This is a genomic window from Cytophaga sp. FL35 (assembly GCF_014349235.1).
Taxonomy (GTDB): Bacteria; Bacteroidota; Bacteroidia; order Flavobacteriales; family Flavobacteriaceae; genus Euzebyella.
Genome location: NZ_JACSOH010000007.1, coordinates 1 through 23,756 on the forward strand (window position 1 = coordinate 1; position 23,756 = coordinate 23,756).

Consider the following 23,756-nt stretch of genomic DNA (forward strand, 5'->3'; position numbering starts at 1 on the left):
TTTTTAGTGAATGTGATTGATTTTACATCCACTGGAAATACTTTTTTTTTGATCGCAATTCCTTTGTTGAAACAAAATATTCAACTAGGGGTATGTTTTTTGGTGGCTTTAATCGATTAACAAAAATTTAATCAAACGACCATCATATGAAAATTAAAAAAACTTCCTATAATAGGAGGGAATTTGTCAAGAAATCAAGCTATGCGGTAGCTGGAACATCTTTAATTCACCCTGCTTCATATGCGTATACGAACACTTTTAATACATCTTCAAATCATTTAAAAGTTGGGCTCATCGGATGTGGCGGAAGAGGTACTGGTGCCGCAGCCCAAGCAATGAGTGCAGGCAAGGATATAAAGCTTACTGCAATGGCCGATGTCTTTGAAGATCGGTTGGAATCCTCTTATTCAGAGTTACTCAAAATTTCTTCTAATCAGGTTAAGGTTGAGAAGAAGAATAAGTTCATCGGTTTTGATGCTTACCAAAAAGTTCTAGCTTCAGATGTAGATGTGATCATTTTAACAACGCCTCCAGCTTTTCGCCCTGCACAATTTAAGGCAGCTATAGAAGCGGGAAAACATGTTTTTTGTGAAAAACCCATGGCGGTAGATGCGCCGGGCGTGCGAAGTATTTTGGAAAGTGCTAAAAAGGCAAAAGCAAAAAACCTCAATGTGGTCGCCGGCTTTACCTACCGCTTTGGCTGGGGTAACCGCGCCATTTTTGACAAAATAAATACGGGTGCTATTGGCAATATAAGGTCCGTTACAACATTTAGATACGGTGGAGAGCTCTGGTACAAGGAACGTCAACCTAATTGGACAGACATGACTTACCAAATGAGAAATTGGTACTACTACAATTGGTTGTCGGGTGATTTTATTGTAGAACAGGCCGTGCATAGCTTAGATTTAATGTCATGGGCCATGGGTGATGTTATACCTGTTTCTGCTGTGGGAACTGGAGGCAGACAAAAAAGAACCGACCCCAAATATGGTAACATATATGACCATTTTTCAGTTGAATTTACCTATCCGAACGGAGCAAAAGGTTATCATTTCACCAGACAACAAGCAGATACCGATACCAGAAACAGTGTAGATGTATTTGGTACCCGAGGCATCGCAGAAATTCATCCAGGAAGGAAATATGAAATAAGGGGAGAGGAAAATTGGGCATACAATGAAGAAGAGAATAATATGTACCAAACCCAACATGACGAACTCTTTCATGCCATCCACAAAGGAGAAACCATCAATCATGGAGAACAAATGGCCCATAGTAGCATGTTGGCAATTTGGGCACGAATGGCGGCCTATTCCGGGAAAGATATAAGTTGGGATGAAGCCCTTAGTTCAAATATTAGCTTGGGACCTGATAACGATGCCTATGACTGGAATTTGAAATGGCCCAGCCCTTCCATTGCCGTTCCGGGAAAAACTAAAGTTCTTTAACCCAATAACCACTACCAAATTGAAACTACACCTAATCACCATTGTTTTATACAGTGGAATCCTTTGCGTTCATGCACAAGAAAACCAAATCGAATTTGGTAATGAAACCACTTTTGACGGACTTATTTCTTCAGAAAAGACCGATGCTCAAAATATCAAATGGATAAATGTTAATACCAAAGCGGATACTTGGCGATTAGAGGGCGATATGCTGGTTTGTTCAGGTCAACCCATCGGGGTCATGCGCTCTGAAAAACAATATGAAAATTTTATAATGTATGTAGAATGGAAGCATATGGAAGCCGGCGGAAATTCAGGGGTTTTTGTTTGGAGCGATGCCAAACCTGACCCCAAATCTAGACTTCCCGGCGGGGTAGAGGTACAAATGTTGGAATTAGATTGGGTCAATCTCAACCTCAGAGATGGTAAAAAACCTCCCATTGCCTATGTACACGGTGAACTTTTTGGCGTTGGTGGGGTGAAAACAGATCCAGATAACCCTCGAGGTGAAAGAAGTAAATCCATAGAAAACAGAGCTAAAGGCAAAGGTATATGGAATACCTATCACGTTATCTGCGTTGACGGAACCATAAAACTTGCCGTAAATGGAAAGGTGGTCAATGGTATCAGCAAAAGTACTATCAAAAAAGGGTATTTATGCCTAGAATCTGAAGGAGCGGAAATTCACTTTAGAAATTTTAAAATAATTGAATTGCCTTCCGGTGTTACTTCTGCCGAGCAAACAGCCAAAATGATTCAGAATTAATTCCTGCTAGCATGACCAAATTTTTATCCTTACTATTATGCCTCCTGACTTTTAATAGCTTAGCTCAACCACAAGAGATAAAGGAGTCTAAACTTAAAAACCCCATCTCTAATGCCTATTTACAAAAAAAGCTGGCAACAAAAGGTCCCCGACTTGTTTTAAACCCGGAAATTGAAAAACGTCTCAAAAGGAAATTACAAAATGACCCTGTGGTGGCTAATCTCTATGAGGCTATAAAACTAAATGCTTTATCCATATATGAAACCCCCACTCTGGTTAGGGAAATGGAAGGAAGGCGCTTGCTTCATGTTTCAAGGGAAATGCTCTACCGAATAAATATGTTGGCAATGGTCTACCGTATGGAAAACGATGAAAGAGCTTTGTTAAGGATAAATGAAGAATTGTTGGCCGTTTGCGGATTTTCTGATTGGAACCCTTCTCACTTTCTAGATGTCGCGGAAATGTCTTTAGCAGTAGCACTTGCAGTGGATTGGGCCGGAGAAGCCTTGCCAAAAACTACGTTAGAACTGGCAAAGAAAGCTTTGATAGAAAAAGGATTGGAACCTAGTTTTGCAGGTAAACATTGGTGGATTGGTGGGGAAAATAACTGGAATCAAGTTTGCCACGGGGGTATGGTGGCCGCTGCCATTGCAACTGCAAAAGATAATCCAGAGTTAGCGACGAAGACCTTAAAAAGGGCTTTGGATAGTATTCCAGAGGCTCTTCACTCTTATGGACCTGATGGGGTTTACCCGGAAGGATCCACCTATTGGTCTTACGGCACCTCGTTTACGGTTACTACGGCAGCTATGCTGGAAAGTGCCTTTCATACCGATTTTGGTATCTCCCAATACAAACCTCTAATGAAGAGTGCCATCTATAGAACCATGTGCAACGCACCCTCAGGAATGTATTATAATTTTGCAGATTGCGGGGATGAAAGAAGTAAAAAGGGAGATATTACGTTGGCCTGGTTTGCCCAAAAGATGGAAAATGTGTCTTTTTTTGAAAAAGAACGCTTTTTGCTTCCAGCAAAAGAAATGGGTAAACTTGATAGATTGGCAGGAGTGGCTCTAGTTTGGATATCACAATTCAAAAATAAAAATAACCAAGAGCCTCCCCTTACTTTCAAGGGTGATGGCGAAAACCCCATTTTTATAGTCAAAACACAGAATTCCGATCCCAATCAGTTTTATTTAGGAGCCAAAGCTGGAAAAGGAAGTACCAGTCACGGAAATATGGACGCCGGCTCCTTTATTTTTGAACTTGACGGTGTTCGTTGGTCCATTGACCCAGGAAACCAAAACTACCATGAACTGGAAAAAATCGGGTTTAAATTATGGGATAAATGTCAAGAATGTGAACGATGGACGCTACTTACCAAGAACAATTTCGGGCATAGTACCCTGACTATCAACAATCAATTGCATCAAGTTGATGGAAAATCAGTAATAATTGATTTTCAGTCAGGTAATAACCCTAAGGTAACCATTGATTTAACACCTGCTTTTGGAAACTTGGTTTATGAAGCACATAGAAAGTTTACCAAAGAAACGGATACGTCATTGCTAATTGAAGACATAATTATAACTAATGCTAGAACCGAATTAGTAACTTGGCAAATGATGACCACTGCTGATGTTATCTTTACAGATTCCGGTCTTATCCTTCATCAACATGGCAAAAGCTTAAAAGTTGAAAACTTGAATCACCCTGAAATAAAATTTTCTGTTATTAATCTTGATCCTCCACCGCTAACTGTGGACAGAAAAATTGAGGGTCTTAAAAGATTAGAGCTCAGAATTCCGGCATATATGGCCGATGGAAATCAGCTGAATATTAAGGTGAGACTAAGAAAAGAACAGTTTTAAACATTCAATATCTCTAACGCCCTTTTAGTAATTCTAGTTTTTGTTTCTTGAGTCAAATACCTACTCTGGTCTACCTGTTGCGGTTGATCGGAGGCACAGAAGTAACTATGAATGCTCCTCCTATCCTTGTCAGTTGTATTGGTAGTTCCCCCATGCCATACATGAGAGTTAAAAATTACCACAGAACCCGCAGGGGCATTGATAATCAATTCTTCAGGATGAGTATCAAATGGGTTTTCCATAACCTCATCTGGTAATTGGCTGTGTTTATGGGTTCCGGGAACAATTCTTGTAGCACCGTTAAAATTTGTGAAGTCATCCAAAAGCCAAATGGAATTACAAACCTTATATCCGCCATCAGCTACGGCATTTTTAAAATCAACATGCAATTTTTGAAGCCCCTTTCCAGGTTTAGCGGCTCGGTAATTTAACGAAGAAAGTTTGTATTTATGTCCCAGAACGGCCTCCATAGCGGCTAAAACTTTAGGGTGCGTATAAAATACATCAAATACTTCTCCTTTGTTTACCAAATCGGCCAGTCTATCGGCTCCTTCTTCCTTCGGGTGTCGAATGTATTTGGAATCGGCTAATTCACTTCCTGCATTTTCACCTTCGTCGGTCAATAATTCAGTAATTCTATTATTGACGGCTATTACTTCCTCTGGGGTTAACAATGGTCCCAAATTCAAATAACCGTTTTTTTCTAGGAAATCAATCTCTTCACTGGTCAGCATTGGTTTGAATTTTTTATAGGAAGATAAGCTATTGGTATAAATTATCAAATAAAATCATCATCTGGCAAAAAATCTTTCGCATCCGTTAAGATTTATTTTTTCTGTGGCATTGAAGCCATTTATCTCGGCTTAGCTTTGTAAATAATAAATATTAAAAGATAATGGAAAAAGTACTAGTAGCTGGTGCTCACGGTACCACAGGACAAAAAATAATAAGTTTATTAAAAGAATCCCAATATTTTACACCAATAGCCATGGTGAGAAATCAGGAACAAGCAGAAAGATTTAAGAGTAAGGGGGTCACATCGGTAGTGGCAGACCTTGAAAATGACCTTACTCACGCAACAAAGGGTATGGACAAGGTAATTTTTGCAGCAGGATCCAAGGGTAAAAATTTAAAGGCGGTTGACCAAGAAGGTGCCAAAAGATTAATTGACGCCTCAAAAACAAATGAAGTGAAAAAATTTGTGATGTTGAGTTCCATTGGAGCAGAACATCCCGAAAAGTCGGATCAACTGGTTGATTACCTTAAAGCCAAGCATAATGCAGATGAATACTTAAAGGATAGTGGCTTGAAATATGCCATCGTTAGGCCGGGAACCTTAAATAATGATACAGGTAACGGTAAGATAAAATTAGCCGAGATTCTTGAAAGTAGAGGTGAAATCCCAAGAGAAGATGTTGCACAGACTTTGGTACGTGCACTTCATGATGACACTGCCAATGATGCCGTATTTGAAATTATATCAGGCGGAGTACTCATTGGGGAAGCCTTGGATCAACTATAATAAATTTCAATAGTTATAATCCACCAGCTTTTAAACTGGTGGATTTTTTATTTGTATCTTAATAGTATGCTTCGGATACCATATTTTTTAAGCTTTTTAGGAGTTTTACTATCATTTCTTTGTTTCAGTTGTACTCCCTCAAAATCGACTATTGCCCAAGAATCTAGAAGTGCACAGCTTTTGGATAGTTTGATTGCAGAAAAACGTTTTGTGATAACTCTTGATAGAGCAATGCCCATGATGACAAATAGTATGCAAAGCCTTGCAAATGCGGGATTATTCCCTCCGGGCAGTTCCCCTAGCCAAATTTATTTATCCGGTGGAAATAATCAACTAGAAATTAAAGGGGATAGTGCCATTGCCAACTTATCCTATTTTGGGGAGCGCCAAATGGGTGGAGGCTATAACAATAATGATGGAGGCATTGAATTTAAGGACGTGGCTAAAGATTGGGAATATGAAAAGGATGACTCAAAAGGAGTTCACACCTATAATTTTGACATCCGAAACAAATCAGAGACGTATCAAGTAACCGTTCGTTTATTTCCCAATTTAAGAACAACGGTTCAGGTTATGAGCAATCAACGATTTAACATTGATTACCAAGGCAATGTAGCTGCATTGGAAAAATAGCGCTTGTATACAATTACAATAACGTCAAAAACCTTCCTTTTAGAGGCTTTTCTTCTTACATACTTCGGCTAACTTGTTCTTAAAATAAAATACTATGAAAGAGCAAGTTATATTGAATGATTATTTAATGGGCGAATTAAAACTACCAAATAGAGTAGTGATGGCCCCAATGACCCGTAGCCGGGCAAACAACGAGCACAACGCCCCAACCGAAGATTTACATGCACCATATTATACCCAAAGGGCTACTGCAGGCTTGATCATTACAGAAGGTCTTCAGGTATCTAAAAGAGGTATAGGATACATCAATACGCCGGGAATACATAGTCGAGAACAAGTAAATGGTTGGAAAAAGGTAACAAAATCTGTTCATCGTGCCGGAGGTAGAATTTTTGCACAATTATGGCACGTAGGTAGAATATCCCATCCAGATTTTCACAACGGGGATTTACCCTTGGCACCATCTGCTATTAATCCGGAAGCAGAAGTTTTTACCCCTGAGGGCAACAAACAGACCGTGACTCCAAAAGAAATGTCCATTGAAGAAATCAAAGAGACGCAAAATGAATTTGTACAAGCGGCAATTAATGCGATAGAAGCAGGTTTTGATGGAGTGGAAATACACTCTTCCAACGGATACCTTTTTCATCAATTTTTTAATAAAACCTGTAATATAAGAACGGATGAATATGGGGGTTCCATTGAAAATAGGGCCCGTTTTTTCTTTGAAGTGTTGGATGCAATAATCAATGAAATACCCCAGAGTAAAGTTGGGGCAAGGTTCAATCCGTCACTCCATAATATTTTTGGAATGACCATGGATGAGGAGACCATACCTACTTTCGACTATATAATTCAAAAGCTTAGTTCTGACTATCAATTGGCTTATATACACTTGTCGGAACCTTTTAATGACGTATCAGATATTGAATACGCCGAAACTGAGATTGCTAAACGCTATAGACCAATGTATAATGGCACACTTATGATCAATGCAGGATTCGACCAAGAAAAGGCCAATAGGGTAGTGGAGTCCGGTGATGCCGATTTAGTTGCTTTCGGTAAACTATATATTTCCAATCCGGACTTGGTTGGTAGATTTAGAGAAAATGTAGAGACAAGTCCATGGAACGAAGATACCTTTTATACTCCCGGAAAGGAAGGCTATTTAGATTATGAAGCAAAAACCAGGGAGCTAATTCCAAATAAATAATACACAAAATATGAGCACAGATACACTAGTGAACGGTTTTACTTTGATAAACCCATCTACAGAAGATGAAATAAAAGAGTACGAATATATGACGATGTTGGAAGCTGAAAAGGTCGTGGAGAATTGCCACGCGGCATTCAGGGATTGGAGATTGCAATCCTTGGAACATCGAGCGAATATCATCAAAAATATTGGTACCAAGTTAGGAGAACACAAAGATGAATTTGTTCGCTTAATGACCGATGAAATGGGAAAAACACGCAAACAGGGAGCACAGGAAATAGACTTGTGTATTGCTACTTGCGAATATACGGCTCAAAAAGGTCAGGAAATTTTAAAGGATGAAGAAAGAGATTTGCCGGAAGGGGGCAAGGGAGTCATCAGTTATTCACCTACTGGGGTTATTTATGGTATACAGCCATGGAACTTTCCTGCATATCAAGCTGTGCGTTATTCAATTGCTAACCTAATGGCCGGAAATGGGGTTTTGCTAAAACATGCAGAAAATGTTACAGGTTCTGCCCTACTGCTTCAAAAAATTTATGAGGAAGCTGGCTTGCCTAAAAATCTTTTTAGCGTATTGATCATTGACCATGAACAATCCGATGAAATTATCAAAAATGATTTGGTAAGGGGCGTAACGCTTACAGGTAGCCCTAAAGCAGGTAAAATCGTTGCAGAAAAGGCTGCCGCAGTTCTTAAAAAAACGGTGTTGGAGCTTGGAAGTAATGATGCTTATATTGTTTTTGACGATGCAGATTTAGAGTTGGCGGTACAAGCATGTGTAACCGGCAGGATTTATAACAATGGGGAAACCTGTGTAGCGGCCAAACGATTTATAGTGGTCGAAGAACGTTACGATGATTTTAAAAAGGCCTTCATAAAAGCAATGAGGGATGTAAAAATGGGAGACCCGACCGATGAGTCTACAGATTTTGGGCCCATGGCAAGAAAGGATTTACGGGATAAACTACACGATCAAGTAATTGAAAGTGTTGAGAAAGGAGCGACTGTTTTGTTGGGAGGTACTATTCCAGAAAAAAAAGGATTCTTTTATCCTGCAACCATTTTGGAAAATATTGAACCTGGTCAGCCAGCTTATGACGATGAACTTTTTGGTCCGGTGGCATCCTTGATTAAAGCGAAAAATAATCACGATGCCCTAAAAATTGCCAATGACAGCAAATACGGCTTGGGCGGAGGCATCTTTTCCAAGAATGAGGAAAAAGCCTTTGAAATGGCTAAAAAGTATTTCGACACGGGAATGGTCTTTATCAATTCCTTTGGATTGGCACAGCCCAACATGCCATTTGGTGGCGTAAAAGAATCCGGTTACGGTAGGGAACACGGCGGATTCGGGATTCGAGAATTTGTAAATGCAAAATCCGTGATGAAAGTAAAGATGTAATTACTATAACAAGTTTTTAAAAAAGGTTTTGGGAAGAAGATTTCTTTTTCTCAGAACCTTTGTAATTTAAAAGCGGTATTAAATTCCTTAAAACATTAAATTAAGTAAAATGAAAATAACACATTACGGTCAAAATACATTAGCAATTGAAATAGGGGAAACCCATATCATAGTGGATCCTTTTATCACTGAAAACGAACTTTCTAAAGACAAAATAGACATCAATAGTCTTAAGGCCGATTTTATATTCTTGACCCATGCCCATTTTGACCACACCTTAGATGCCGAAGCCATTGCAAAAAACACAGGTGCCACTATAGTAAGTAACTTTGAAATTTATAGCCATTATGCCTCAAAGGACTTAAATGCCATGCCTATGAACCACGGCGGCATTAGAACATTTGATTTTGGTGAAGTCAAATACGTAAATGCTATTCATACGAGCAGTTTTCCTGATGGAAGCTATGGTGGCAACCCTGGAGGTTTTGTTATAACGGCAAATGGCAAGAGCATTTATATTTCAGGGGATACCGCTCTAACTGTGGATATGAAACTTATTCCCCTTTATAAAAAAATAGACTTGGCGATTCTACCTATTGGAGATGTGGTAACTATGGGAATTGATGACGCAATACACGCCAGCAATTTTGTAGAATGTGATAGAGTTCTAGGAGTACATTACGATGTTTTTCCTTTCACCAAGGTCGATAAAGCTTCAGCTAAGGACACCTTCTCCAAGGCCCAGAAGGAATTGATATTACTAGATGTGGGCGAGTCCATATCCATTTAAAGAATTTATTAAAAAGCGAAAGGTCCGGAAAAAATCCCGGACCTTTTTTGCAACTGTTTTTACAAACAATCAACTAACAGTATTCTAATGGTGATCAAGACACCGCTTCAAGTTGAGTCAGTTCTTCTTCCTTAAAAATCCTAGATTTGATGACAAATCGTAAACCTAAAGGAATTTCAAGGGAAAAACTGGAACCTCTACCTGTAACCACATCTACGGTCAATTGGGTATGTTTCCAATACTCAAATTGATCTCTGCTCATATGAAAATCGCAGCCATGGATTTCCCCTAGAAGCACATCGCTCGAATCAAGCATAAGCTCTCCTTTTGGGTAACACATGGGGGAGGACCCATCACAACATCCACCACTTTGGTGAAACATGAGTTCCCCATGTTGTTCCTTTAACTGATCAACCACCTTTTTCGCGGCCTCTGTTATTAGTACCCTTTCTACCATATTAAAAGAATCCTAATGCATTCTTATCATGTGAGATAAGCATGTTCTTAGTCTGTCTGTAGTGGTCCAACATCATTTTGTGGTTTTCACGACCAATTCCAGATTTTTTATATCCTCCAAACGGTGCGTGGGCAGGATATAAGTGGTAGCAATTGACCCAAACACGTCCGGCTTTTACCTGTCTTGAAATTTGATAGGCTTGGTGGGTATCCCTCGTCCAGACACCAGCACCTAGTCCGTAAAGTGTGTCATTGGCAATTTCCAATGCCTCGGCTTCATCTTTAAAAGTAGTTACACAAGCTACAGGCCCAAAAATTTCTTCTTGAAATACTCGCATCTTATTATTTCCTTTTAAAAGGGTAGGCTGAATATAAAAACCACCTTCGAGTCCTTCATTGTACGCAGCTTCACCACCTGCCAATACCTCACAACCTTCTTCCTTACCTATAGAAATGTAGTTAAGGATTTTTTCGTACTGGTCGTTGGAGGCTTGTGCACCCATCATAGTGGTTGTGTCCAAGGGATGTCCCATTTTAATGGCTTTCACCCTCTCAATCACTCTTTCTATAAATTGATCATAAATGCTCTCTTGAATTAAGATTCTTGAGGGACATGTGCAAACTTCCCCTTGATTTAAAGCGAACATGACCGCACCTTCCAGACATTTATCAAAGAAATCATCATCGGCATCCATAATACTTTCAAAGAAAATATTAGGGCTCTTACCGCCTAACTCCAAAGTTACCGGAACAATATTCTTAGAAGCATATTGCATAATTAGCTGCCCGGTAGTAGTTTCTCCCGTAAATGCCACCTTGTTTATTCTAGGATTGGAGGCCAATGGCTTCCCTGCTTCTACACCAAAACCATTGACTACGTTCAATACCCCATCCGGTAGGATACCATCAATAAGTTCCATCAATAACATAATCCCCACCGGAGTTTGCTCTGCGGGCTTTAAAACCACGCAATTACCGGCCGCAAGAGCAGGAGCAATTTTCCAAGTAGCCATTAGAAGTGGAAAATTCCAAGGAATTATCTGCCCTACCACGCCCAAGGGCTCTTTTACGTTCATTGAAATGGTGGTGGAATCCAATTCGCTAACACTGCCTTCCTCTGCGCGAATGACCCCTGCAAAATATCTAAAGTGGTCCACTGCCAAGGGTAAATCCGCCGCAAGTGTTTCCCTAAGGGCTTTTCCGTTATCCCATGTTTCTGCTCGGGCCAAGTTTTCTAAATTCTTTTCAATGACATCGGCTATTTTTAATAATGCATTGCTTCGTTCCGTTGCAGAACTGTTGTTCCAGGCAGGAGCCGCTTTCCATGCGGCATCTACAGCAAGGTTTATATCCTCTTCCGTAGAACGGGCCACCTTGGTAAAACTGTTTCCGTCCACCGGAGAAACATTATCAAAATACTGCCCTTTTACAGGGGCTACCCATTTGCCACCTATAAAATTGTCATACTTGCTCTTAAAACTAGGTTTTACCAGTTCTTCTTTCTTAATAGTGCTTACGTCGCTCATATTCTGTAAATTTAAGTTGATGAATTAATAAATAACTGAGCTCCAAGTTACTAGGATTCAAGTAGGTTTTGATAGTACAATTCTATCAATCAAATGAACTATCCTATCAAAATTTATGAATTTCGTAAATTGAAGCAACCAATTTCATTAAATTACAAAAAATATCACTCGATTATGTTGATTTAGAAATATTTAACCTATGGAATTACCTAAGTCATTTTATGCCACCAGGAAACTTGTTGATGTGGTAGAAAATAAAACCACCTATGAGTTAAAGGACTCTGCGATTCATATCTTTGAAACACATGAAAAAGCAGAACTGGTACAGTTAAAATTTGGGTCTCCGGTTTTGGCAAGTATGTTGGAGGGAAAGAAAATCATGCATTTAAAGGATATGCAGTCCTTTGATTTTCTCCCGGGTGAATCCCTTATTTTACCGGCAGATGAACTTATGTCCATAGATTTTCCCGATTCTACTAAAAAATCCCCTACCCGGTGCTTGGCTTTGGAGATAGGGGAGGACCGCATTCAAAGGGTAGCGCAATTGATGAATGAACAAATGGGCAAGATAGAAGGGGACGAATGGGATTTGCTGGACTATAATTTTCATTTCACCAACGACCCCGGTCTTCATAAAATAATTCAAAGAATTGTCTATCTGTATGCAGAAAAACACCCTTCCAAGGACTTTTTTGTTTCCAATATGTTACAGGAGTTGATCATTAGAATCTTACAGGCAAATACAAGAAAGACCTATGCAAACAATTCCAAGGAATTGTCAGGCCATAATCGCTTTGCTTACATTGTTGAATATATCAAACAAAATCTAGTTCAATCCTTAACAGTTAAAGAGCTTAGTGACAAGGTGTATATGAGCCAAAGTAACTTTTATAAAAAGTTCAAACAGGAAATGGGACAATCACCTGTAGATTTTATCAATCAAGAACGTATTGCCAAGGCAAGCGAACTCTTAAGCAATGATGAAATGAACCTAACGGACGTATTTCTATCCTGCGGATTTAAAAATCGTTCCTATTTTAATAGAATGTTCAAACGGATCAAGGGAACCAGCCCCAGTCAATACCAGCAACGATTTAAGGATTAAGTACGTCAACAATTCAACTTTTCTCACAAAAGTCATCTGCTAGATTTCTAACTTAGTATCAAAATATTACATCCCCTAACAAATCCTCAAATTTCATTCAAAAGCCTTCCTGATATCATAAAAACAGTGATTTAGAAATCCATAAGGGACTGATTTGCGTATTTTAAAGCAAAGACAAAACATCATATACCCCTTGCCGGATGAATTATTTTCCAAAACGGCTTTCACCCATTTTTTTGTTGCTCTTCTTAGGTTGTATTTTATATGCTCAGGAAAAGGAACAATTTCTAGGTCCCTTTACCTTAGGTGAGTACGAAGGCCAAGCCACCTTTGAATACATTACTAACGAACAGGATACCATTTACCATGGCCCTTTTGAACTTACCAGCACCAATCTAGGAGCACTTTTGAACGAAGCTGATACTTCCTTTAATTTTTCGGGAGCCTTTGAACAGAACAAGGCCAACGGACCTTGGCAGTTTCAGTTCGGTAAGTTTAAATCCAATAGTGAAAGTACCTTGGTTGGCTATGAATACCGGGTGCTGATCAGTGGTACCCAAGAGCAGGGTAGTGGCACCTTGCTAAGTGGAGTGCCAGATGGCCCTTGGGAATACCGAATTGATGTTATAAAGGATTCAGAAATAGAACAGACCTTGTTCAAAAGCAACATCAACTTTAAAAAGGGCACTCCCCAACAAAGTTTTCAGATGGAAAACAAGGCAACCGCCTTGGTAGGTAGAACCTTAAGAAACGGTCTGGCGCACGATGAATGGGAGTCGTATGAATCTCAGGAAATTGAGAATACAGAACGTTGGATTTTTGAGGAAGGCGTACTAAAAACAATTATTTTTTCATCTGAAGGAAATACTAATGAAATTCCGGTATTTGAAAATAAGGGGGTACTTAAAACCATTCCCTTAGATGCATCATTTATAGAGGTGCTTAAGGTCACCATTCCAGAAGAACATGTTAAAAGATTGCAAACGGGAATAGGAGCCCTGATTAGGGAAAATGCGGGGTATTACAAAAAAATGAACCATCTTCTCAATGAATTGGGTGAAGCCAATCTAGCCCCGGGAATTCTTGCAAAAGTACCTCACTACCCTTTGGATTCCGTTCAACAAGGGCATCTGGCCCAAATGCAGAAAGATTATGAGGTTGCCAAAGAAATTGCTGATGAACTTCTTAAAAACAGTCATCTTAATATCATTAAACGTTCTGATGCGGATGCCCTTTACAAGTTTAAGGTGACAGAAAGAATCAACTCCCAGTATTTAAAGCCGCTGGGGAAAGTGAACAAAATGTACAAGCAGGGAATTGTAGGCAATATACCTACGGAACAACTGCTCGCCTCCTTATGGAAAGAGGGAATACCTACAAAAGAAATAACGGTAAGCGTAGATAGTCTCAATACTACAAGAACATTTGAACCCACCAATGCTTGCTCATTTAATTTTAATGAGCCTACTACCGAAACGCTTCAGCAATTAGCAGCGTTTTCAAAACAAAGCTTAACGGAAATTAAAAGTTCCCTTTCAGATAAACTTACCAATGAGGCAAGGTTACAAGCGTTGAACGGGCTGGAGGAAGACCTCATTCAACTAAATGATAGCCTCGTTAGTAAAATTGACGCAAGTAGGGACAGTCTTCCAAAAAAATACCTTCCATCGCTCAAACATATAAAGAAATTGGCCGATGATTCTCTAGCCGAATATGCTGCACTTGGCAACGCAGAAGAAAAATTGGCTTTTGGTAATGACCTAAAGGCTTGTATGGGTACACTTCACATGTTTTCGGACAAGTTGATCGCCCTACCATCAACCAGGGAAGATATAGAAAGATTATATCAAGATGCAGTTTGGAATCCCTTTATGGCTACGGTGATGGAGGAAGATGTGAAAAAAAGAATTACTTCGGCCTATAAAAATGAACTTATTCCCTTTTTTATAAAAAGTGCTGAAAAAATCCAATGTACGAATGCGGAAGAATTGGTGTACCAAATTGAAGTTGTTAACCATAGAATGGAAATTTTAAGGGCAGGAAACACTAAAAAACTAGAAAGAAAATTAAAGCGCGAAAAGGACCCGCTAAAAATCATTCAATTATTACAACAGGAAGTAACCTCCAAAGATTCAACGCATGAATAGTAAGATACGCAGTAGCATTTGGTCCGTATGTCTTATTTGCCTTGCCGTTGGTAACTTATGGGCGCAGGAAGACGAAGAAAAAGTAGAATTACCTCCATATTCCAAATACAAGGACCCAACTACCAAAGTTTGGTTCAATACCTATGGAAACATTAGGATTGGAAAGCGCTTTTTCTGGGATGCGCAAACACATTTTAGATTTCAGGAAACGGAAAACACGCCCTTTATTGGCCAAGTAGGGCAAATATATAACCGTCACGCCATAGGGTACATTTACTCAAAGAAGACCAATTTTAGTCTCGGTGGGGTTGTACGTATTAATTTTAATACGGATGAGGATTCTGAAGATAGGAATGTAGTACCGGAATGGCGTATTTGGCACCAATACCAATTTGCACAACCGCTATACACAGCCATGATTTACCACAGAATCCGTATTGAACACCGGTGGACACAGGGTTTTGAGGAAAACAGTAAATATATCTTTAGAAACAGGTGGCGTTATATGTTCCGCGCCAAAGTACCATTGAACAGCCACAAACTTAAGCCACATACCATTTATGTTTCCCCGGAGGCAGAACTGATTATGCAAAGTGGTAAAGCGGTGGTAGATAGCCCCATGGAAGACTTACGTTTAACTACCACTTTGGGATATATTGCTACGCCAAGACTAACTTTTGCTGCAGGTTTAATGTACTCCCAAGGTCAGGATTTGGCGAACGGGGGATATTACAAACAATCGTGGACCATGCGTTTTCATATGTACTATTCGCCGGACTTTAGAAGGGTTAAAAACAAGCTTCCCGACGTCCATTTAGATGATTAACACGTATCTAAGAACGAAACATTACCATACCTATGAAACTAAAATACCCAATTTTTTTCTTGGCATTGGCCGTAACAACTGCTTGTTCCGTTTACTTTTTCACAAAATCCAACAGTCTTAACAAGCTATTGCAAGACTCGAAGGAACAACAGGAAGTTGCCGTTTCCAAACTTATGGAATATGAGAAATTAGCTCAATTGGATTCAATTCTTCTTGAAGGCGATTATGATACCGCTATAAAGTCCTATTCCGAAAACCTGAATGCCGAAAAGGAGAACAAAATGAGAATCCCTTTACGAATTGCATTAGCTGAAAAACTTGCCAAGGTACAAAGAAGCCCTTCAAGAAAAGAAGATTCCCTTAAAGCTGCATTGGACAGTCTGCCCAATCAGCAATTGACTTCATCCGAAGAACTCCGTAGATATGATTCCATCAACTTTACTTTGGAAAAGACCCGTGTTCAATTAGCTAGATTAAAGAGTCAGTTCCAGAACAAGGCGTATGGTGAATACCTAAAATTCAAAAGTAAAAAAGGAAATTTCATGCATTATGTAGGCCAAGTAAAAAACGGAAAGGCCAACGGTTTTGGAATTGCCGTTTTGGACAGTGGAAGTAGGTACGAAGGAGAGTGGAAAGACAATGAAAGACAGGGAGAGGGTACTTTTTATTGGCCTGATGGCGAATATTATGTAGGTACCTATCAAAACGATAAGCGTAGCGGTTTCGGTACTTATTATTGGCCAAATGGAGAAAAATACACCGGTCAATGGAAAGAGGACAAACGCAGTGGAAACGGTCAATTCTTTGATGCCGATGGGGATTTAGTTGCCGGTGGGGAATGGAGCGAGGATAAACTTGTTGAAATCAACGATAAGTAAAATAGCAAACCTATTTATGCGGTGGCCGCAGCGGTGCAAACATTTCGCGTTAGCATGCGGTATTCCCCCTCTTTTTTGAAATCCCTAATAGAAATTCCAACATATTTTTTAAAGGTCTTGGATAGGTGACTAACATCTGTAAAACCTAATTCATCTGCAATTTCCGTAAGTGTTTTATCGCTATGTAATAGCCTAATTTCTACCAATTTTAATTTTGCCTTAATAATATATTCCCTAAGGGACATATTCACCTGTTTTCTAAAGTATTCGCTCACGTAGGTGGGCGACATAGAAAAGAGGTCCGCCAAAATCTCTACCTTTAATTGATCGGGCTCTCCAATATGTTCGTTCAAATATTGAAGCATCCTTACAATCCGGTCATCCGTTTGGTCTTTGATGGATTCAAAATAGATAGTCTTTTTAATATTGCGCATCAATAGTTCCAAAATGCCGGTCATTAAGCTGGTGATAAGTCCATTAATGGTTTCTGTCTGATTCCTGGCCTCCTGGAGGATTATATCTATTAGACGTTCCATGTGTTGCCTATCAATTTCAGACTGAATAACACTCCCGGGCAATTGATTGTAATTGGAAAGAATGTAAGAAGCCTCATCAAACCAAGCATTTCTATCTATAGAGCTCCCACCAACTTGCTTAAAAAAGGAATCGGAAAACTTGAGAAAGACAAAGGTTGTAGGCTCTTCCACGGTAAAAGAATGACATTTTAAGGGTGGGTGTAGAAAAATATCCCCCTTAGAATAGGCTTGTTCATTATAATTAATGCATTGTGTTCCTGTTCCATTCCGGACCCACACCAGCTCAAAAAAATTATTCTTCACTGGTCTTTGTTTCCATTCGGACAATGTCAATTCTTGTATTTCAAATGGTTTATAAGCATGAATAACATTCATTTTACTTGAAATTTACCTCAAAAATAAATCAATTATTGTTATAGCAGCATATTATAGAAGACTAAAACCTTTAAAAGTACATAAAATACCATTTTTCATACCTACCAAACCCACTTAGGTACATGTACCTTTGTTCCAAATTAAAAATTATCTATCTAATGGAAACAACACAAATAGCAAAAGAAGATATTGTCCAGGCATTTAATTTTCGTCATGCCACCAAAGAGTTTGATGCAACTAAAAAAATACCGGATGCAGATTTTGAGTTTATTTTGGAAACCGCACATTTATCTCCCAGTTCATTTGGTTTTGAACCTTGGCATTTTGTAGTAGTGCAAGACAAAGATTTACGCGAATCTTTGAAACTTTTTGCGTGGGGAGCCCCTTTAAAATTAGATACGGCAAGCCATTTTGTATTAGGATTGGCCATGAAAGCCCCCATGGTAAAACACGATGCGGAGTATATAGATGATATGATGCGTAAAGTGAAGCAATTTCCGGAAGATATAGTAGCCATGTATTCCAAGTTCTATAGAGAATTTCAGGAGCGCGATTTTAACTTGGATACCGATAAAAAATTATTTGACTGGTCTACCAAACAAACCTACATCGCCTTGGCTAATATGATGACATCTGCTGCTTTAGTAGGTATAGACAGTTGTCCAATAGAAGGGTTTCACCAAACGGAAATTGAACCCTTACTGAAAGAAAAATTTGGTATTGATACCGATAAGTATGGTTTAGCCTTTATGGCCGCCTTTGGATACAGAAAGGCAGACCCTGAACACCCGAAAGTTAGAAGGGAGAAGGTAGATATAATAACATGGAAATAGAAAAAATGAAAAAAATAATTTTAGGTGTTTTTGCATTAGCAGCAACAATAACAAATACTGCACAAACATCCACAACAGACAACGCAAAAAGTAAAAACGAAGTAGTAACCCAAGACCAAATAGATTGGGGATGGTTAAATCCTGCCAGAGGCGATAAAAGTCCGGCTGCAGGGCAATTATGGGGAGACCGTACCAAGAATGAACCTTCTGGTTTTTTGGTAAAATTTAATAAAGGTTTTTCCTCACCACCCCATATTCACAATATTACCTATCGGGCAGTGGTAATTAAGGGATTATTGCATAATGATGACCCAAAAGCTGAAGAAATGTGGTTGCCCGCAGGGAGCTATTGGCAGCAGCCTGCTGGTGAAGGACACGTAACCGCTGCCGACGGGGAAGAAAATATGGCTTTTTTAGATATTCAAGAAGGTCCGTATTTGGTACAACCTACCGAAGAGGCTTTTGATATTGGAGAGCGTCCAATTAATATAGATGAATCCAACTTAGTTTGGTTACATGCCAAGGATATGGAGTGGGTTTCAGAAAGGAGTAATGTAGAAACCGCTTTTTTATGGGGAAGTCATGATGCCAATCAGTTACGAGCAACACTATTAAAATTACCAGCTGACTTTAAAGGTAGTATTAAAAATTTAAGTCCAAACTTTAGAGCGGTGGTGATTTCAGGTAAAATAACCCATCAATTTTCTAAAAAGGATGCTAAAAATGAATTGGAAGCCGGTTCTTATTTTGGTGCAGAAGAAAACGCATCACCTTATATAAGTACCGATGTTGAAACGGTAATTTACGTCCGTTCTAACGGGAATTTTGAAGTGAGGTAAACCTAAAATGTTGTCGTGATAGTAACCAATGGAAATATCAAACTAACTAAATTTCCACAGCTTATGTTGCTAACACAAAAGTTGCGCTCAAACACAAATGATTTCCCTAAAATTCCCAAGCCTTTAATTCTCGTCAATCATTTCTGCTATTGCATTCATCGCTTTCTATTCCATAAAGTAATTTGCTGCAAACGAATTATAAATTTAATACCAGAGAATAGAATGAATGCAGATGTAAAAAGTATTGAACAAAGCTTACAGGAAGTAGTAGATAAAAATGAGGATGCTATCAAAGGATTTGAGAAAGCCGCTGAAAACTCTAAAGAAACTAGTACCAAGAGTTATTTCTTAGGCCGAATTGAAAATAGAAAGCAATTTTTAAAGCAACTAAAAAATGCCGTACCCGAATTAAAATTGGGAAATGAAAAAATTGAAGGGACTACTTCTGGAGCTGCCCACAGATCATGGATGGATGTAAAAGCCTTTTTTTCTGGGGACAAAGATGAAGCCATGTTGGAAGAAGCGGTAAGAGGTGATAAGAGTGCCCTGAAAGAATATGACAAAGTGTTGGCCGAAGCTATGGTTCCAGCAAGGGTAAGAGAGATTTTGCGCGAGCAAAAAAGCACAATACAGAACGATTTGGAAACCTCCGACATCTTGGAAGATTTTAGATAAAATCGACACTAGTTCCTACTAAATAATAATAACCAAAAATATATTAAATAAAAGGTTGTTTATTCAATTATTAACATCACCTTTGCCACTTAATAATTAATTTAAAAGTAAAATGAGTAAAGGAACTGTAAAATTCTTCAATGATTCTAAAGGTTATGGATTCATAACTGAAGAAGGAGTAAATGAAGATCATTTTGTACACGTTTCTGGATTGATTGACGAGGTTCGCGAAGGTGACCAAGTTGAATTTAATTTAGAGAAAGGTAAAAAAGGTTTGAATGCTGTAAACGTAAAAGTCGTATAATCAGTATTTTCTATAATATCTTTAAGCCTATCCGTATTGGATAGGCTTTTTTATTGCAACAAATTCGGAGTTTGCAATAATTTATCCTACATTATAGACTTAATTATATATATGGCAAAATCGCAACAGACTTATAATAAAAGAGAGAAAGAAAAAAAACGGCTTAAGAAGCGTGAAGAAAAGCTAAAAAAGAAAGAGGCCAGAAAAGCCGAAGCCAAAGAAGGAGACGGAGGCATTCCTTTTGCCTATGTTGATAAATTTGGCAATCTTACGGATACCCCTCCCGAGAAAACGGAAGAAGAGGAAATTGATGCTTCGGAAATAGTGTTGGGAATTCCTAAAAAAGAGGAAACGGACGAAGATAAATTTGACCCCATTAGAAATGGGAAAGTATCTTTCTTTGACCATTCCAAAGGATTTGGGTTTATAATCGATTCTGAGAATAACGAGAAATATTTCTGTCATATCAGCCAAGTGCAATCCGCTGAAATGAACGAAAACGAAAAAGTTACTTTTGAATTGGAAAAAGGACAACGAGGCATGAACGCTGTCCGGGTCAACCGGGCGGAGTAATTTCACACTAAATAGAGCCTTATAAGAGAAGAAAACTAAATTCTTCTTACTATTTTAAACAAAGTTGCTACATTTGTAACGTAAACTTTAGGGGTGTTCCTGTTTGGAACTGAGACATACCCTTTGAACCTGATGCGGTTAGTACCGCCGAAGGGAAAAGTTGAAAAACATTCTGTAATGGGTGTTTACGACCTTTTCATTTAAGTGATCTTACTTTCCAACGATCGCTTTTAGTTCAAAGATATTTTCAAGCCCTTATCGTTACAGCAAAATTTATACTGTATGATAACGATAACAATGAACCAACAGAAGTTGGTGGTGGCTGAAAATACGAGCCTTCAACAAGTTTTGGAAAATTCACAAACGCCTTCTTCCGGCGTGGCCGTTGCCATCAACGAGCAAATAATTCCGAAATCCGAATGGTCTTCCCAATTACTTAAAAACAATGACCACCTATTGGTCATTCAAGCGGTTCAGGGTGGGTGATACTCTGAACACTAATTAATTGAACACGTTTTCCAATCCCAATACTATAAAAATGAAAAGTAAAGATACAGCACCTAAAAAAGATGTCATCTCTAGAAAACCATTCCCTAACTCCAAAAAAATATATGTTCAAGGCAAACTGCATCCACAGGTCAAAGTGGCCATGCGCGAAATAAGCTTGAGCGACACCAAAGATTCCCTTACCGGTAAGCTGGTACCCAATGAACCGGTAACCGTATATGATACTTCGGGGCCTTATACGGACCCCAACCAAGAAATAGATGTTCATAAAGGATTGGAACACCTCAAACTTCCATGGATATTGGAACGGGACGATGTGGAACAATTGGACAGTTTTACCTCAGAATTCTGTAATCAGCGCTTGAACGATTCCGAGTTAGATCATATGCGTTTTGCCCACTTAAAAAAGCCATTACGAGCCAAAAAAGGCAAAAACGTGACCCAGCTTCATTACGCCAAAAAGGGAATTATCACCCCGGAAATGGAGTACATCGCCATTCGTGAAAACCAGCGCATTGATGAAATGACCGAAATAGCCCAACAACACAAAGGCGAAAGTTTTGGAGCTGCCATTCCATCAAAAATCACCCCGGAATTTGTTCGAGAGGAAGTCGCACGTGGTCGTGCTGTAATTCCTTCCAACATTAACCACCCAGAGGCAGAACCAATGATTTTGGGTCGGAATTTCTTGGTGAAAATCAATGCGAATATTGGAAACTCCGCCACCACATCCTCTATTGAAGAAGAGGTGGAAAAAGCGGTTTGGGCCTGTAGGTGGGGGGCGGATAATATTATGGACCTATCCACGGGAAAAAATATACATGAAACCAGGGAATGGATTATAAGAAATTCCCCCGTTCCCGTAGGTACCGTGCCAATTTATCAAGCTTTGGAGAAGGTAAACGGAGTGGCCGAAGACCTTACTTGGGAACTTTTTAAAGATACCCTGATCGAACAAGCAGAGCAGGGCGTTGATTATTTTACGCTTCACGCAGGAGTACTTTTACGCTATGTGCCTATGACGGCCAAACGGGTAACGGGTATTGTGTCCCGAGGTGGTTCCATTATGGCGAAATGGTGTTTGGCACACCATAAAGAAAATTTCATTTACACCCATTTTGAGGAAATATGCGAAATTATGAAACAATATGATGTTTCCTTTTCGCTTGGGGATGGCCTACGGCCCGGTTCGGTAGCCGATGCCAATGACGAAGCTCAATTTGCCGAACTGGAAACCTTGGGAGAGCTTACCCAAATTGCAAGAAGGCACGAGGTGCAATGCTTTATTGAAGGGCCCGGTCACGTACCCATGCACATGATCAAAGAAAATATGGACAAGCAAATAGAAGTATGCGATGAAGCGCCTTTTTACACACTGGGACCTTTGACTACGGACATTGCTCCCGGTTATGATCATATTACTTCGGGAATAGGTGCCGCCATGATCGGCTGGTATGGCTGTGCCATGTTATGTTATGTAACACCCAAGGAACATTTGGGCTTGCCCAATAAAGAAGACGTGCGAACAGGAGTGGTTACCTATAAATTGGCAGCCCATGCCGCGGATTTGGCCAAGGGTCACCCTGGTGCGCAACATCGGGACAATGCTTTGAGCAAGGCCCGTTTCGAGTTTCGATGGGAGGACCAATTTAATTTGGGACTGGATCCAGAATTGGCGAGGGAATACCATGATGAAACTTTACCAGCGGACGGAGCTAAAATTGCCCATTTCTGTTCCATGTGCGGACCCAAATTCTGTTCCATGAAAATATCGCAGGAGGTGAGGGATTTCGCAGCTAAAAACAAGGTGAATGAAGAAACGGTTGTTGAAAAGGGGATGGAAGAGAAATCAAAGGAATTTAGGGACAAAGGTTCAGAAGTGTACCTTTAATTACGTAGGTATGATTGTACTTATTTCTCCTGAAAACGATCTACCGAATGAGCTGCAGATACTTCACCAACTTTTCGAGGAAGGTTTGCAGTTCTTCCACCTTCGGAAACCGAAAAGAAGTAGGGGAGACTATGAAAAATACCTTTCGCAACTAGATGAAAAATTTAGGAATAGGATAGTGGTTCATGAACATTATGAACTACTTGAAAAGTATGATTTAAGAGGAATCCATTTTCCGGAGCGTACGCGGAATCAACTAATCAAAAATTCAAAACTAGACTTAAACTTGAAGTTAACTAAATCATCAGAAAAAATTGATTGTCAAATAGATAAAATCAGAACAATGAGTACTTCATTTCATGGAATATTGGAAATAAAAAAGTGCCCAATGACTTTCGATTATCAATTTTTGAGTCCGGTATTTACTTCCATCTCAAAGGAAAATTACACCGGAAAGCAGTTCGACGTAAACTCTATCCCCAAGAAGGTCATCGGTCTTGGTGGTATCGATAAATCGAACATTGGTCAGCTACAAAAATTAGGTTATTCCGGAGCGGCCTTAATGGGAGGAATTTGGAAAAGTTCATCTCCCATAGCCGATTTCAAGGAAATGCAACAACACTTTTAATTA

At 39.3% G+C, this 23,756-nt stretch carries 24 protein-coding genes and 1 riboswitch; of the genes, 20 read left to right on the forward strand and 4 right to left on the reverse strand.

Annotated features, from left to right (window positions below; genetic code table 11):
• The first annotated feature begins 146 nt into the window (after window positions 1-146).
• From BIZ36_RS07345 to BIZ36_RS07355, 3 genes are read left to right on the forward strand one after another with little or no spacing between them, the layout of a single operon-like run.
• Window positions 147-1,451, forward strand: coding sequence for a Gfo/Idh/MocA family protein (locus BIZ36_RS07345; protein WP_187457238.1), 1,305 nt, complete (start codon window positions 147-149; stop codon window positions 1,449-1,451).
• Window positions 1,452-1,470: 19 nt separating this feature from the next.
• Complete coding sequence (locus BIZ36_RS07350) at window positions 1,471-2,217, forward strand: 3-keto-disaccharide hydrolase (protein WP_187457239.1); 747 nt, start codon at window positions 1,471-1,473, stop codon at window positions 2,215-2,217.
• A gap of 11 nt (window positions 2,218-2,228) precedes the next feature.
• Window positions 2,229-4,088 (forward strand): heparinase II/III domain-containing protein, encoded by a 1,860-nt coding sequence (locus tag BIZ36_RS07355; protein WP_187457240.1) that lies wholly within the window; start codon window positions 2,229-2,231, stop codon window positions 4,086-4,088.
• Here BIZ36_RS07355 and BIZ36_RS07360 read toward each other — a convergent pair.
• Window positions 4,085-4,822 carry a phytanoyl-CoA dioxygenase family protein gene (locus BIZ36_RS07360; RefSeq protein WP_187457241.1) on the reverse strand — a complete coding sequence of 246 codons (738 nt, stop codon included), beginning with the start codon at window positions 4,820-4,822 and terminating at the stop codon, window positions 4,085-4,087. The genes BIZ36_RS07355 and BIZ36_RS07360 overlap by 4 nt on opposite strands.
• 161 nt (window positions 4,823-4,983) lie before the next feature.
• Between BIZ36_RS07360 and BIZ36_RS07365 the strand changes: the two genes are divergently transcribed.
• The 5 genes from BIZ36_RS07365 to BIZ36_RS07385 all read left to right on the forward strand — a co-directional run bounded on the left by BIZ36_RS07365 (window position 4,984) and on the right by BIZ36_RS07385 (window position 9,654).
• Complete coding sequence (locus BIZ36_RS07365; protein ID WP_187457242.1) at window positions 4,984-5,610, forward strand: SDR family oxidoreductase; 627 nt, start codon at window positions 4,984-4,986, stop codon at window positions 5,608-5,610.
• Between the two features lie 66 nt (window positions 5,611-5,676).
• Entirely contained in the window at window positions 5,677-6,243 is a 567-nt protein-coding gene (locus BIZ36_RS07370) for a DUF4251 domain-containing protein (protein WP_187457243.1), read from the forward strand.
• A 94-nt stretch (window positions 6,244-6,337) separates the two neighbouring features.
• Window positions 6,338-7,456, forward strand: a complete 1,119-nt coding sequence (locus BIZ36_RS07375) for an alkene reductase (protein WP_187457244.1) — start codon at window positions 6,338-6,340, stop codon at window positions 7,454-7,456.
• A 10-nt stretch (window positions 7,457-7,466) separates the two neighbouring features.
• Window positions 7,467-8,864: an NAD-dependent succinate-semialdehyde dehydrogenase gene (locus BIZ36_RS07380; protein WP_187457245.1), complete on the forward strand. Its 1,398-nt coding sequence runs from the start codon at window positions 7,467-7,469 to the stop codon at window positions 8,862-8,864.
• 109 nt (window positions 8,865-8,973) lie between these two features.
• On the forward strand, window positions 8,974-9,654 hold the full coding sequence (locus BIZ36_RS07385) for a metal-dependent hydrolase (RefSeq protein ID WP_187457246.1): 681 nt from the start codon (window positions 8,974-8,976) through the stop codon (window positions 9,652-9,654).
• A gap of 94 nt (window positions 9,655-9,748) precedes the next feature.
• Here the strand turns inward: BIZ36_RS07385 and BIZ36_RS07390 are convergent, their stop codons facing one another.
• Together BIZ36_RS07390 and BIZ36_RS07395 are read right to left on the reverse strand one after the other, a co-directional pair.
• Window positions 9,749-10,111 (reverse strand): DUF779 domain-containing protein, encoded by a 363-nt coding sequence (locus BIZ36_RS07390; RefSeq protein ID WP_187457247.1) that lies wholly within the window; start codon window positions 10,109-10,111, stop codon window positions 9,749-9,751.
• Window position 10,112: 1 nt separating this feature from the next.
• Window positions 10,113-11,636, reverse strand: coding sequence for an aldehyde dehydrogenase family protein (locus BIZ36_RS07395; RefSeq protein ID WP_187457248.1), 1,524 nt, complete (start codon window positions 11,634-11,636; stop codon window positions 10,113-10,115).
• Window positions 11,637-11,835: 199 nt separating this feature from the next.
• Here BIZ36_RS07395 and BIZ36_RS07400 point away from each other — a divergent pair, with 199 nt between their 5' ends.
• The 4 genes from BIZ36_RS07400 to BIZ36_RS07415 all read left to right on the forward strand — a co-directional run bounded on the left by BIZ36_RS07400 (window position 11,836) and on the right by BIZ36_RS07415 (window position 16,592).
• Entirely contained in the window at window positions 11,836-12,741 is a 906-nt protein-coding gene (locus tag BIZ36_RS07400; RefSeq protein ID WP_187457249.1) for an AraC family transcriptional regulator, read from the forward strand.
• 200 nt (window positions 12,742-12,941) lie between these two features.
• The gene (locus tag BIZ36_RS07405) at window positions 12,942-14,888 is read left to right on the forward strand and encodes a hypothetical protein (protein ID WP_187457250.1); all 1,947 of its coding nucleotides are present in this window, start codon (window positions 12,942-12,944) and stop codon (window positions 14,886-14,888) included.
• Entirely contained in the window at window positions 14,881-15,714 is an 834-nt protein-coding gene (locus BIZ36_RS07410; protein ID WP_187457251.1) for a DUF2490 domain-containing protein, read from the forward strand. The genes BIZ36_RS07405 and BIZ36_RS07410 overlap by 8 nt, the downstream gene beginning before the upstream one ends.
• Window positions 15,715-15,746: 32 nt before the next feature.
• Window positions 15,747-16,592 carry an MORN repeat-containing protein gene (locus tag BIZ36_RS07415; protein ID WP_187457252.1) on the forward strand — a complete coding sequence of 282 codons (846 nt, stop codon included), beginning with the start codon at window positions 15,747-15,749 and terminating at the stop codon, window positions 16,590-16,592.
• Window positions 16,593-16,606: 14 nt separating this feature from the next.
• Here the strand turns inward: BIZ36_RS07415 and BIZ36_RS07420 are convergent, their stop codons facing one another.
• On the reverse strand, window positions 16,607-17,503 hold the full coding sequence (locus BIZ36_RS07420) for an AraC family transcriptional regulator (protein WP_187457253.1): 897 nt from the start codon (window positions 17,501-17,503) through the stop codon (window positions 16,607-16,609).
• Between the two features lie 158 nt (window positions 17,504-17,661).
• Between BIZ36_RS07420 and BIZ36_RS07425 the strand changes: the two genes are divergently transcribed.
• The 8 genes from BIZ36_RS07425 to BIZ36_RS07460 all read left to right on the forward strand — a co-directional run bounded on the left by BIZ36_RS07425 (window position 17,662) and on the right by BIZ36_RS07460 (window position 23,753).
• A complete protein-coding gene (locus tag BIZ36_RS07425) occupies window positions 17,662-18,336 on the forward strand; it encodes an NAD(P)H-dependent oxidoreductase (protein ID WP_187457254.1) in 675 nt (224 codons plus the stop codon).
• Window positions 18,337-18,341: 5 nt separating this feature from the next.
• A complete protein-coding gene (locus BIZ36_RS07430) occupies window positions 18,342-19,175 on the forward strand; it encodes a DUF4437 domain-containing protein (RefSeq protein ID WP_187457255.1) in 834 nt (277 codons plus the stop codon).
• Window positions 19,176-19,397: 222 nt separating this feature from the next.
• Window positions 19,398-19,850, forward strand: a complete 453-nt coding sequence (locus BIZ36_RS07435) for a ferritin-like domain-containing protein (RefSeq protein ID WP_187457256.1) — start codon at window positions 19,398-19,400, stop codon at window positions 19,848-19,850.
• 112 nt (window positions 19,851-19,962) lie between these two features.
• Window positions 19,963-20,154 carry a cold-shock protein gene (locus BIZ36_RS07440; protein ID WP_187457257.1) on the forward strand — a complete coding sequence of 64 codons (192 nt, stop codon included), beginning with the start codon at window positions 19,963-19,965 and terminating at the stop codon, window positions 20,152-20,154.
• Between the two features lie 111 nt (window positions 20,155-20,265).
• Window positions 20,266-20,727, forward strand: a complete 462-nt coding sequence (locus BIZ36_RS07445) for a cold-shock protein (RefSeq protein ID WP_187457258.1) — start codon at window positions 20,266-20,268, stop codon at window positions 20,725-20,727.
• A 79-nt stretch (window positions 20,728-20,806) separates the two neighbouring features.
• A riboswitch (TPP riboswitch) is annotated at window positions 20,807-20,900 on the forward strand.
• 109 nt (window positions 20,901-21,009) lie between these two features.
• Window positions 21,010-21,213: a sulfur carrier protein ThiS gene (gene thiS / locus BIZ36_RS07450; protein WP_222937301.1), complete on the forward strand. Its 204-nt coding sequence runs from the start codon at window positions 21,010-21,012 to the stop codon at window positions 21,211-21,213.
• A 52-nt stretch (window positions 21,214-21,265) separates the two neighbouring features.
• On the forward strand, window positions 21,266-23,125 hold the full coding sequence (gene thiC / locus BIZ36_RS07455; protein WP_187457259.1) for a phosphomethylpyrimidine synthase ThiC: 1,860 nt from the start codon (window positions 21,266-21,268) through the stop codon (window positions 23,123-23,125).
• A 10-nt stretch (window positions 23,126-23,135) separates the two neighbouring features.
• Window positions 23,136-23,753, forward strand: coding sequence for a thiamine phosphate synthase (locus BIZ36_RS07460; RefSeq protein WP_187457260.1), 618 nt, complete (start codon window positions 23,136-23,138; stop codon window positions 23,751-23,753).
• The last annotated feature ends 3 nt before the right edge of the window (window positions 23,754-23,756 follow it).